This window comes from Klenkia sp. AC732, assembly GCF_979256525.1.
Window position 1 is genome coordinate 1 of the sequence record NZ_CEEDOS010000127.1, and the last position, 256, is coordinate 256.

A 256-nucleotide genomic window follows, 5' to 3' on the forward strand; every position below is an offset into this window, starting at 1 on the left:
GTGCAGCTGCTACCCGATCGCGCTCCTGGGGCCCTCGCCGAGCTGGTACAAGTCCGAGGCCTACCGCTCACGCGTCGTCCGGGACCCCCGGTCGGTGCTCGCCGAGTTCGGGGTCACGCTGCCCGCGGACACCCGCATCGCGGTCTGGGACGCCTCGGCGGAGTCCCGGTACATGGTGCTGCCGCGCCGTCCCCAGGGCACCGCTGCGCTGGAGGAGGCCGCACTGGCCGCACTCGTCACGCGCAAGGGCCTCATC

1 protein-coding gene is annotated in these 256 nt (G+C 73.4%); it reads left to right on the top strand.

The features are described 5' to 3' along the window. On the top strand, positions 1-256 hold a 256-nt coding region (locus tag AC0IVP_RS21965), incomplete at both ends, for a nitrile hydratase subunit alpha (protein ID WP_471759287.1).